The 10,983-nt window shown below is 68.1% G+C and carries 6 protein-coding genes and 1 pseudogene; 5 read left to right on the top strand and 2 right to left on the bottom strand.

Translation table 11 applies throughout. The features are described 5' to 3' along the window. Positions 1-101: 101 nt before the first annotated feature. Positions 102-557 carry a MarR family winged helix-turn-helix transcriptional regulator gene (locus KHN93_RS21090; RefSeq protein ID WP_047129764.1) on the bottom strand — a complete coding sequence of 152 codons (456 nt, stop codon included), beginning with the start codon at positions 555-557 and terminating at the stop codon, positions 102-104. 131 nt (positions 558-688) lie between these two features. On the opposite strand from KHN93_RS21090, the gene folE reads away from it, so the two are divergent. From folE to KHN93_RS21065, 5 genes and pseudogenes are all read left to right on the top strand, one after another. Further along, complete coding sequence (gene folE / locus KHN93_RS21085; RefSeq protein WP_211921346.1) at positions 689-1,291, top strand: GTP cyclohydrolase I FolE; 603 nt, start codon at positions 689-691, stop codon at positions 1,289-1,291. A gap of 19 nt (positions 1,292-1,310) precedes the next feature. Then, a complete protein-coding gene (locus KHN93_RS21080; protein WP_016902174.1) occupies positions 1,311-2,780 on the top strand; it encodes a DUF3375 domain-containing protein in 1,470 nt (489 codons plus the stop codon). Next, positions 2,767-3,468 carry a DUF4194 domain-containing protein gene (locus tag KHN93_RS21075; RefSeq protein ID WP_211921344.1) on the top strand — a complete coding sequence of 234 codons (702 nt, stop codon included), beginning with the start codon at positions 2,767-2,769 and terminating at the stop codon, positions 3,466-3,468. Before KHN93_RS21080 ends, KHN93_RS21075 begins: the two co-directional genes overlap by 14 nt. 384 nt (positions 3,469-3,852) lie before the next feature. Beyond that, positions 3,853-7,372 (top strand): annotated as a pseudogene (locus KHN93_RS21070) (ATP-binding protein); the annotation flags it as partial. 696 nt (positions 7,373-8,068) lie between these two features. Beyond that, positions 8,069-10,129 carry a TonB-dependent siderophore receptor gene (locus tag KHN93_RS21065; RefSeq protein ID WP_211921342.1) on the top strand — a complete coding sequence of 687 codons (2,061 nt, stop codon included), beginning with the start codon at positions 8,069-8,071 and terminating at the stop codon, positions 10,127-10,129. Here the strand turns inward: KHN93_RS21065 and KHN93_RS21060 are convergent. Beyond that, the gene (locus tag KHN93_RS21060; protein WP_211921340.1) at positions 10,126-10,905 is read right to left on the bottom strand and encodes a sulfite exporter TauE/SafE family protein; all 780 of its coding nucleotides are present in this window, start codon (positions 10,903-10,905) and stop codon (positions 10,126-10,128) included. The two genes, KHN93_RS21065 and KHN93_RS21060, sit on opposite strands and share 4 nt — an antisense overlap. Positions 10,906-10,983: the final 78 nt, after the last annotated feature.

Raw genomic sequence — 10,983 nt, 5'->3', positions numbered from 1 at the left:
CTGGGCAATGGGGAACAACCACGTCCGGCGCCGTGCGCAATGCGCACCGGGCCATTCGGAACGTCACAACCGGCGTCGCAGCGCGACGCCCGACAGCGGGCTCAGTCGGACTGACTCAGCCGCGCGTGCGCCTGCGCGATCTGCTCCCACAAGGTCAGCACCACCTGCACCTGCGCCTCGCTGAGCGCGCCGAACACTTCTGCGCGCAGCGCATCCAGGCGGATCTCGATGCGCCCGACCAGCGCCTGGCCTGCGTCGGTGAGCCACAGCTGGTTGGCGCGGCGGTCGCTGCTGTCGGCCTCGCGGCGCACCAGCGCCTGCGCGCACAACTTGTCCAGCAGCCGCACCAGGGAGGGGCCTTCCATGCCCAGTTGCTGGGCCAGCGCCACCTGGCGGATGCCGCCGCCGGAGCGGCCGATCATCAACAACGGCCCGGTGCAGGCGCTGGACAGCCCGAATTCGGCAAATGCCTGGTCGGCCAGCCGCTGCCACTGGCGGGCGGCGACCAGCAGGCCGGAGCTGAGCTGGGCGCGGGGAGAGAGAACGCTGTTCGTCATAATAGATAGGATGCTATCAATTCAACAATGAATCAATAGTCACTGAACCCGGGCAAGCCGGCGCAACCGCCACTGGGGCCGCTGGCCCGTCCTCGGGTACCATGCTCGCCCCCTTTGGGTGCACCCTGCGCATGAGCCAGTCCGACCAGCCCGATTCCCCCGTCACCCAGGCCCAGGCCGAAGATGCCGTGCGCACCCTGCTGCGCTGGGCCGGCGAAGACCCGGCCCGCGAAGGCCTGCTGGATACCCCGCGCCGGGTCGCCGAAGCCTATGGCGACTGGTTCAGCGGGTACCGCGATGAACCGCGCGAATACCTGGAACGCACCTTCGAGGAAGTGGCCGGCTACGACGAGCTGATCGTGCTGCGCGACATCTCCTACGAAAGCCACTGCGAGCACCACATGGCGCCGATCATCGGCAAGGTGCACGTGGGCTACCTGCCGCGCGGCAAGGTGGTCGGCATTAGCAAGCTGGCGCGCGTGGTGGAAAGCTATGCGCGGCGCTTCCAGGTGCAGGAAAAGATGACCGCGCAGATCGCCCAGTGCATCCAGGATGTGCTGCAGCCGCGCGGTGTCGGCGTGGTGGTGGAAGGCTCGCACGAGTGCATGACCACCCGCGGCATCCACAAGCGCGGCGTCAGCATGGTGACCTCCAAGATGCTGGGCAGCTTCCGCGAGGACGCGCGCACCCGCGCCGAGTTCCTGCAGTTCATCGAAGTGGGCGGCAAGCGTTGAGGCAGCCGTTGCCGTCGCCATGAAGCACCAGGCACGTATCGCCGGCTATCGCCAATTGCGCGAGCAGCCGGTGTGGAAACTGCTGGCCGCCGACCACGCGCCGGAGCTGATCGGCCTGCTGCAGACGGTGTTGCTGGACGGCGAACGCCGCCTGCCCTCGGCCGTGCTGCACGAGCGCCTGCAGCGCCAGCTCGACGCGCTGCGCGCCGACGAACTCTCGCGCGAGTTGCCGCGTACCGCGCAGGCTTATCTGGCGCATTGGCTGGCACAGGGCTGGTTGGAACGCCGCCTGCCCGAAGGTGCGGCCGAAGAAGAATACGAGTTGTCGCGCGCGGCCACCCAGGCCATCCGCTTCATCGTCGGCCTGCGCGAGAGCAGCAGCAGCGCCACCGAAAGCCGCCTGTCGCTGGTGATCCAGCAGCTGGTGCAGCTGGCGGGCCAGACCGAAGCCGACCCGGAGCTGCGCCTGGCCGCCCTGCGCGAAGAACGCGCGCGCATCGATGCCGAGATCGAACGGGTGGCCTCCGGCCGCGTGGCCGCGCTTGATGGCAAGCGTGCGCTGGAGCGCGCCCGCGACCTGATCCATCTCTCCGACGAGCTGGCCGAAGATTTCCATCGCGTGCGCGACGATTTCGAACAGCTCAACCGCCAGTTCCGCGAGCGCATCATCGACGACGAAGGCGCGCGCGGCGATGTGCTGGAGCAGCTGTTCAACGGCGTGGACGTGATCGCCGACAGCGAGGCCGGGCGCACCTTCGAGGCGTTCTGGAGCCTGCTCAACGACACCCAGCAAAGCAGCCAGCTCGATCAGGCGCTGGATGCGCTGCTGGCACGCGGCTTCGCGCGCAAGCTGGACCGGCGCGAACGCGCCTTCCTGCGCGGGTTGACCGGCACGCTGCTGGAGCGCGGCGGCGAGGTGCACACGGTGATGCAGCACTTCGCCCGCAGCCTGCGCGGTTTCGTGCAGAGCCGCGGCTATCTGGAGCAGCGCCGGCTCAATCAATTGCTCAAGCAGGCGCAGGGCGAAGCCTTGCAGCTACGCGACAGCCTGCACGCCACCACCGCCACCGGCTATACCCAGGCGTTGAGCGCGGCCCGCCTGCGTTCGCTGTCGCAATGGCGCCTGCACGACCCGCGCCTGACCCAGGTCGATGGCCGCGTGCAGGCCGCCGATGCGGCAGACATCTCGCTCGACAGCGTGGGCGATCTGGTCGCGCAATCGGAAATCGACGTGCGCAGCCTGCGCCGCGACCTGCACGAGCTGCTCGGCCAACGCCCGCGCCTGACCATCGGCGATGCGCTGCAGCAGCGTCCGGCCGCGCAGGGCCTGGGCAGCGTGATCGGCTACCTGTCGCTGGGCACGCGCCACGGCGTGGTGATCGACGGACAGATGGAAACGGTGCAATGGGAAGGCGGCGACGGCGCCCTGCGGCGCGCACGCATTCCGCTGGTGTGGTTCACCCGGGAGAAACGCAATGAACTGGACTGAGGACACCCGCCTGGACGCGGACGAGGACAGCGGCGCGTCGGCCGATGCCAGCCGCACGCCGCTGACGGAGACATCGCCTGCACAGCCGCGCGGCGAACTGTTCCTGGGCGACACCGGCACGCTGCCGTTCGACGCGCGGCGCGCGCTGTGCCAGCTGTTGGCCGGCCCCAGCATCGATGCGCAACGCCACGGCGCGTTGTGGCCTGCGCTGCTACGCAACGAGGCGGCGATCCGCCAGGTGTTGTGCGAGCTGTTCCTGGAGCTGGTGCTGGACCGCGAGGGCGGGGTGGCCTTTACCCGGCAGGCCGACACCGCCGAGCTGGAATCGCCGACCCTGCTGCGCAGTGCGCCGCTGACCTTTATCGAGTCGGTGCTGCTGCTGTTCCTGCGCCAGCAACTGGCCGAAGCCGATACGCGCGGCGAGCGGGCGGTGGTGGACGAGGCGCAGTTGGTGGAGGCCTTGTCGGTCTACGAGAAGAACGTGTCCACCGACCGCGCCGGATTCGCGCGACGTGTGCTGACGGCGATCGGCAAGATGCGCGAGAACCAGTTGCTGTCGCGGCTGCGCGGCAGCGAGGAGCGCTACGAGGTCTCGCCGGTGCTGAAGTTGCTGTTCTCGGCCGAAGACGTGCAGGCCCTGGTGGTGGCGTATCGCGGCTTGCGCGAGGGGGACGTTGCGCTCGACTAAGCAGCTTCTCCCCTCGGGAGAAGGTGCCCGAAGCGCGGATGAGGGGATGGCCGATCGCGATGCCCGATGTATGACGCCCGGGATGCGTGGAGTTTGTGTAGTCGTGCGTTGTGCGACGGATGTCGGCTCTCACGCCCGATCAAACGCGATCACTTTTCCACGGGCTGTAGCAGGGCATCCAGCTTCCTTATCGGCCGCCGCCGCCCCACGTCAACGCAGACCACCGCAGTCGTAGGAGCGGCCCCGGCCGCGAAGGGGCCGTACCGAATCACTCCCAGACCACAGCCCCGCCACCAGCCCAGCAGCACGCAACACCCCGCTACAAACAGTCCTGATGTAAGTCGTCTTCAGCGTTACCCGTCATCCCGTTTTGGTGAGTAAGCCATGAATTCCCAGTCCAACCTGTCGCCGGCGCAGCCGGGCGCGTCCCTGTTCACTGATTCGCTTGCCGAGCAGCGCGCGCAGCAGTTCCGCATGCGGCGGTTGCAGGTGCACAACTGGGGCACATTCAACGGCTTGACCGAGGTGCCGATCGCCGAGAAGGGCTTCCTGTTCGTCGGGCGCTCCGGGTCGGGCAAGTCGACCCTGCTGGATGCGATGTCGGCATTGCTGACCCCGCCCAGCATCGTCGACTTCAACGCCGCCGCACGCGAGGCCGAGCGCAGCGGGCGCGATCGCAGCCTGGTGTCGTATGTGCGCGGTGCCTGGGCCGATCAGCAGGACAGCGCCTCGGGCGAGATCGCCACCCAATACCTGCGCAAGGGCGCCACCTGGTCGGCGCTGGTGCTGGAATACCGCAACGCGCACGGCGAGACGGTCAGCCTGATTCGCCTGTTCTGGATCGCCGGCAGCGGCAATGCCGCGGCCGATGTGCGCCGCCATTACATGGTCGCGCCGCGCAGCTTCGATGTGGCCAGCGAGCTGGATGGCTTCGATCTGGATCTGCGCAGGCTCAAGGCGCGTCTTGGCGAGGAGGTCGCGCATTTCGACGGTTTCGCCGGCTACGCAGAGCGCTTTCGGCATGCGTTGGGCATCGGCAACGAGATGGCGTTGCGGTTGCTGCACAAGACCCAGTCGGCCAAGAACCTGGGCGATCTCAATGTGTTCCTGCGCGGCTTCATGCTGGACGAGCCGCGCACGTTCGAGGCGGCCGACCGGCTGGTGGAAGATTTCGCCGAACTCGACGGCGCACACCATGCGGTGGTCACCGCACGCCGGCAGGTGGAAACGCTCACCCCGGCACGCGAGCACCATGCGGCACTGATGGCCCTGCGCCACAGCGTCGGCGAGTTGCGCGAGCTGCAGCTGGGCGTGGACAGCTATCGCGAACAGCAGCGTCTGGCCTTGCTGGAGACGCGCCTGCACGAACTCGACAGCCAGGACCGCGGGCTGGCCGGCGAAGAAGGCCAGCGGCGTGAGTCGCTGGACAATCACGAACAGAAGCTCGCCGGGCTGGAACGCGAACAACGCGCCGCCGGTGGCGAGCAGATCGAGGAACTCGAACGCGAGCGCGCCCGGGTCGAGCGCGAACGCGACGAGCGCCTGCGGCGGCGCGTGCAGATCGAACAGGCCTGCCGCCAGCTCGGCACCTCCCTGGCCGCAGGCGCCAGCGGCTTTGCCGAGCAGATCGCGTACGCGCAGACCGTGCTCGAGAACGGCAAGCACGACGCCAGCGCGCTGGATGAGGCGATCGCCGAGCGCATGGGTGCGCGCCGCGACGATGAGCGGCGCTTTGCCGAGATCCGCGCCGAACTGGATGCGTTGAAGCGCGCGCCGTCCAGCATGCCGGCACCGATGCAGGCCTTGCGCGCGCGCCTGTGCGAGGACACCGGCATTGCCGAAGCGGCGTTGCCGTTCGTTGGCGAACTGGTGCAGGTGCGCGAGGATCAGTCAGCCTGGCGCGGTGCGATCGAGCGCGTGCTGAGCGGTTTTGCGCAGTCGCTGCTGGTGGACGACCGCCATTACGCGCAGGTCAGCGAGTGGGTCAACCGCACCCAGCTCGGCACGCGGCTGGTGTATTTCCGGGTACGCCGCAACGATGCGCTGCATGCGCGCACGCCGGATGCGCGTGCATTGCCGGGCAAGCTGCAGCTGCGCGAGCATGCCTTCACCGAGTGGCTGCGCAACGAGTTGATGCGTCGCTTCGACTACGAATGCGTCGATAACGCCGCCGCGCTGCGCAATGCCGACCGCGCCATCACCCGCGAAGGGCAGGTCAAGCATCCCGGCGACCGTTACGAAAAGGACGACCGCCATGCGGTCAACGACCGCAAGCGCTGGTTGCTGGGCCACGACAACCGCGACAAGCTCAAGGTGTTCGAGCGCGAAGCGCAGACGCTTGCCCAACGCATCGCCAGCTGCGATGCCGACGTGGCCGCGCTGCGCAAGCAACGCGAGCAGGACCAGGAACGGCAGCTGGCCGCGCACACGCTGGTCGAGCGCGACTGGGACGAGATCGATGTCGGCCCCAAGCTGCAGCGCCTGAGCGATATCGACGAACAGCTGCAGCAGCTGCGCGAAGGCAACAGCGGCCTGCGCGCGCTCGGCCAGGCGATCGAGACCGCACGCACCTTGCGCGACCAGGCCAAGCGCACCTACGAGGACGTGCGGCTGGAGCGCGCGCAGCTGGCACGCGAGCGGGTCCGGCTGGAACAGCAGCACGCTGCCTGTGCCAGCCGTGCCGGCACCGCTGCGCTCACGCCCACCCAGCTGCAGGGCCTGCGCGAACGCCTGGCGGCGTTGGCGCCGCTGTCGTTGGACAATCTGGAGGCGCATTTCCGCGTGGTCGAGCGTGGCCTGGCCGAGCAACTGGCCGAGAGCCAGGGCCGCGACAGCCGGCTCAGCGCGCAGCTGCTCGATTGCTTCCGCAAGTACTGCCAGCAATGGCCGGAAGACAGCGGCGATTTCACCGTGAGCCTGGCCAGTGCCGACGATTTTCTCGCGCGCCTGGATCGCCTGGAAAGCGATGGCCTGCCGCGCCACGAGCACCGCTTCTTCGATCTGCTGCAGACCCAGAGCAAGAACAATCTGCTGGCCCTGCAGCGCCACACCGCCGAGGCCCACAAGGGTATCAAGCAGCGCATGGACGAGGTCAACGCCAGTCTGGAGCAGGTGCCGTTCAATCGCGGCACGCTGCTGACCATCGAGGTCAGCGACCGTCGCCTGGGCGAGGTGCAGGAATTCCAGCAACAGCTGCGCGCGGTGTTGTCGCATCAACAGACCGAAGACCGCGCACTGGCCGAAGCGCAGTTTTCCACCCTGCGCGCGTTGGTGGCACGCCTGGGCGCGCAGGAACCGGACGCACGCCGCTGGCGCGAGCAGGTGCTGGACGTGCGCCAGCATGTGGAATTCATCGGTGTCGAGCTGGATGCGCAGACCCGCGCGCAGGTGGAGATCTACCGCAGCGGCGCCGGCAAATCCGGCGGTCAGCGCCAGAAGCTGGCAACCACCTGCCTGGCCGCCGCATTGCGCTACCAGCTCGGTGGCGAAGACGGCGAACTGCCGCGCTACTGCGCGGTGGTGCTGGACGAAGCCTTCGACAAGGCCGACAACGAATTCACCGCGCTGGCGATGAACATCTTCGAGAACTTCGGTTTCCAGATGGTGGTGGCCACGCCGCTGAAATCGGTGATGACGCTGGAGCCGTTCATCGGCGGTGCCTGTTTTGTGGAAATCAGCGGCCGGCACAACTCCGGCGTGCTGCTGATCGAATACGACGAGCAGGCGCAGCGACTCCAGTTGCCCGAGCGCTCGCGTGGGGACGAGGCCGCTGCAGCGGTGACGGAACAGGCGGTGAGTGCTGCGCAGCGCGAGGATGCGGCGCGTTCGACGCAGGGCCAAACGCGTGCGGACAGCACCGGTGCCGTCTCTGCCGCTGATGGCGCGGCACTTCAGGACGTCCCTGCACAGGACGACGTGGCGGCTAAGGCGGGCAGGCGCGCCAGCAAGGTCGCGCCGGCATCGACGCCGGCCGTTCAAGCCGCGCCGAAGCCATCAAAAACAGCCGCTGCAAGCGCACGTGCGGGATCAGGCAAGTCGGCAGCGGCGATGGCTGCAGTGGGCAAGGCCGTGTCCGCCAAACCTGCACCAGCCAAGCCTGCATCAGCCAGGCGTGCATCGCCTGCAGCGGGCACAGCGCGCAAGCCGGCAACGCCGACCAAACCGGCCAGGACGCCAGCGAACACCGGGACGGCACCCAGGCGCGCGACCGCGTCCGCCAAACCGACTGCCAGGCCAAACAAAGCCGCGACAACAGCGGCAGCGCCGAAAAAGCCCGCTGCCAAGTCGACGGTAGCGACCAGGCGCGCCACCACTTCGCTGGGTGGCGCAACCAAGGCAACCAGGACAACTGCCGCGCGTAGCGCGGCCAGGCCTGCGCCAGCCAAACCCGTGGCCAAGGCACGTGCTGTGTCCACGCGCGGATCTGCAGGCAAGCCGCGCGGAAAACGCTGAGTGCGCCATCTGGATGCCTGCGTCACCGCGCTGCGGTCGCAGGCGTCGCAGGTCAGCGGCGCAGCAAGTGGGCGCGCGTAGATAAGAATCGTTATCATTATCGGCCCAGATGTGCCCGCTAGCGCGCATCGTCCCGCTGAAGATCCCGATGACCCCACTGCCTGCGCCTCGCCACCTGTTGTTCGTGTCCCTGTTTGCCACCATGCCGGCCGCCGCCCAGGAGGCCAGCCTGCTCGACGCCATCGTGGTCAGCGAAAAGCGCGCCCTGTACCGGCCGGAAAAGGCCGCCGGCGCCACCCGCACGCAGACGCCGGTGGAGCGCATTCCGCAGGCGATCCAGGTGGTGCCGCGCTCGGTGATCGACGAACAGCAGCTCACCCGGCTGGTGGATGTGGTGGCCAATGTCTCCAACGTGCAGCCCGGCGGCACCCAGGGCAATCGCTCGGAAACCTTTGTCATCCGCGGCTTCGAGGCGTCCTCGTATGCGGTCGACGGCATCCTGCTCAACCCGGCGCAGAACTTCACCGAGACCGTGCGCGATCTGGCCAATGTCGCCCAGGTGGAAGTGCTCAAGGGCCCGGCCGCGGTGCTGTACGGACGCGGCGAACCCGGCGGGGTGATCAATCTGGTCACGCTGCGCCCGGATGCGGTGTTCGGCGGCAACGCATCGGTGCAGGTGGCCGAACATGGCCTGCGCCGCGTGCAATCGACCGTCACCGGCCCGCTGAGCCCGACGCTGTCGGCACGGCTCAGCGCCGCCGCGCAGGAAACCGCTAGCTTTCGCGCCGCGCAGGCCGATGGCGATCGCGTGTTCGTGTCGCCCTCGCTGGCCTGGCGCCCCAATGCGCAGCTGCGTGCCGATCTGGATCTGGAATACACCCGCCAGACCAGCCCGGGCGATCGCGGGCTGGTCGCCATCGACGGGGTGGTGCGTGGACCGGCGGAGCGCAGCTTCGGCGAGCCGTGGTCACGCAATCACGGCACTTCGCGCACCGCACGCGGGCGCATCGAATATGACGCCAACGACTGGCTGACGCTGCGCCAGATCCTCAACCACCAGGACGGCGACAGCGGCCGCGACGTGGCCGACTTCACCGGCTTCAGCGCCGACCGCGCCTTCCTGCAGCGCCGCGCCGTGCGCCAGGACCAGCAGGTGCGCGCAACGACCTCGCAGTCCGAAGCGCTGGCGCATTTCGCCACCGGCCCGCTGCGCCATCAACTGCTGGCCGGCGCCGAGTACGTCGATGCGCATCGCCACACCGACGAAGCGCGCGCGCCGCTGGCCCGCATCAGCGTGCGCAACCCGGTGCAGGGCGCCTTGCCGGGCAGCTATGTGCCGGCCCGCGCAATCGATGTCGATGCGCGCTATGCCGCGCTGTATGTGCAGGACCAGATCAGCATCGGCGAGCGTTGGGACGTGCTGGCCGGCGTGCGCTGGGACGACGTGCAGCAGACCACCATCGACAACGGCGCGCACACCCGCGAAGACGGCCGGCGTGCATCGCCGCGCATCGGCGTAGTGTGGAAGGCGGCGCCGCAGCTGTCGCTGTACGCCAATACCTCCACGTCGTTCCGGCCGCGCAGCGCCACGCTGTTTTCCGGCGGCAGCGCACCACCGGAGACCGGCCGCCAGTACGAGCTCGGCCTGAAGGGCGCGCTGTTCGACAACCGCGTGCTCGCCACCGCCGCCGCGTTCCAGATCACCAAGGACAACGTCGCCACCAGCGATCCGGACAACAGCGGCTTCGTGCTGGTCACCGGCCAGCAACGCGTGCGCGGGCTGGAGCTGGACATCACCGGCGAGCTCACCCGGAACTGGCGGCTGATTCTGGGCGCCGGCTATCTGGATGCGCAGGTCACCCGCGATACCGTCATCCCGGCCGGCAACCGCCTGCGCGGCGTACCGCGGGTCAGCGCCAGTCTGTGGAGCACCTATCACGTCGCCAGCGGGCCGCTGTACGGCCTGACCCTGGGCGCCGGCGCGGTGCATGTGGGCCAGCGCGAAGGAGATCTAGCCAACAGCTATCGCATTGCCGGCTACACGCGCTTCGATGCCTCGGCGGCGTACCGCTTCGGTGGCCGTTACCAACTGGCGCTGATGCTGCGCAATGTCGCCAACCGTTTCTACATCGAGCAACCGGTGACGCAGACCACCAATTATCCCGGCGCACCGCGCACCTTGTCGGCGACGCTGAGTATGGATTTCTAAACGCCGTGCAGCAGATCCCAGCCCATCTTGCCGATCAGCACGATGACCAGCACCAGGAACAACGTGCGGATCAGCGGCGTACCGCCGCGTAGCGCCATCCGCGTGCCGGCGACCGCACCGGCCACGTTCGCCACCGCCATCGGGATGCCGATCCCCAGCATCACCTGGCCGCTGGGCAGGAAGAACGACAGCGCCGCCAGGTTGGTGGCCAGGTTCACCACCTTGGCTGCGGCCGAGGCGCGCAGAAAGTCCAGCCCGAAGAAGCGGATGAACAGGAAGATCAGGAAACTGCCGGTACCGGGCCCGAAGAACCCGTCGTAGAACCCGATCGCCGCGCCCATCGCCAAGGCAGTGATCAATTCGCGCCGACCGATCTGGCGTGGCCGATGCAGCGCACCGAAGTCCTTCTTGATCAGCGTGTAGACCAGCATCGCGATCAGCAGCACCAGGATCAGCGGCCGCACCGCCTGCTTGGGCATCAGGCTGACCGCGGTCGCGCCCAGAAACGAAAACGTAAACGCCGCCACCGTCGCATACAGCACCGGCCGCCACGGAAAGCGCACGGTGCGCGCATAGCGCCATGCCGAGGCACCGGTGCCGAACATCGCGCTGAACTTGTTGGTGCCCAGAATCAGCGACGGCACCTGCTGCGGCAGGGTCGCAAACAATCCCGGCAACTGGATCAGGCCACCGCCGCCGACTGCCGCATCCACCAGCCCGGCGACAAAAGCGATGCACAGCAGCCACGGCAATTCGGTGGGGATCAGTTCCAGCAAGGCGGCGCTCCGCACGACGGGGCGACAGCATAAACGCGCAGAAACCCCGCCTCCCACTTCGCCGCTTCCCAATTCCCG

Origin of the sequence: Xanthomonas arboricola pv. juglandis (assembly GCF_905367715.1) — a bacterium.
Classification (GTDB): Bacteria; Pseudomonadota; Gammaproteobacteria; order Xanthomonadales; family Xanthomonadaceae; genus Xanthomonas; species Xanthomonas arboricola.
This window is presented reverse-complemented; position numbering and strand designations above follow the sequence as displayed.

Bases quoted from the DNA above. Each gene is read 5' to 3' on its own strand.
- KHN93_RS21090 (WP_047129764.1), bottom strand. From the start codon at position 557: ATGACGAACAGCGTTCTCTCTCCCCGCGCCCAGCTCAGCTCCGGCCTG.
- folE (WP_211921346.1), top strand. From the start codon at position 689: ATGAGCCAGTCCGACCAGCCCGATTCCCCCGTCACCCAGGCCCAGGCC.
- KHN93_RS21080 (WP_016902174.1), top strand. From the start codon at position 1,311: ATGAAGCACCAGGCACGTATCGCCGGCTATCGCCAATTGCGCGAGCAG.
- KHN93_RS21075 (WP_211921344.1), top strand. From the start codon at position 2,767: ATGAACTGGACTGAGGACACCCGCCTGGACGCGGACGAGGACAGCGGC.
- KHN93_RS21065 (WP_211921342.1), top strand. From the start codon at position 8,069: ATGACCCCACTGCCTGCGCCTCGCCACCTGTTGTTCGTGTCCCTGTTT.